The organism is Nitrospirillum amazonense (genome assembly GCF_029594735.1).
In the GTDB taxonomy this organism is placed as follows: Bacteria; Pseudomonadota; Alphaproteobacteria; order Azospirillales; family Azospirillaceae; genus Nitrospirillum; species Nitrospirillum amazonense.
In genome coordinates, this window is sequence record NZ_JARPAF010000005.1 from 1 (window position 1) to 273 (window position 273).

1 pseudogene is annotated in these 273 nt (G+C 66.3%); it reads left to right on the forward strand.

The annotated features are described in order from the left end of the window. Positions 1–273: pseudogene (locus P5F91_RS28765) on the forward strand (hypothetical protein); the annotation flags it as partial.

Here is a 273-nt window from a genome sequence, read left to right on the forward strand (position 1 = left end):
CGGACGAGGTGCGGGCCACGGCGGCCAGCTACACCCTCAGCGCCAATGTTGAGAACCTGACCTATATCGGGACCGGCGCTTTCGCCGGTGTTGGCAATACGCTGAACAATGTCATGACCGGCGGGGCCGGCAATGACTCGCTGAGCGCCGGGGCTGGCAACGACACGCTGGACGGCGGCGGTGGCGCCGACACCCTGGTGGGCGGTACCGGCAACGACCTCTATTTCGTGGACAGCAGCGCCGATGTGGTGGTGGAGAACGCGAACGAGGGCA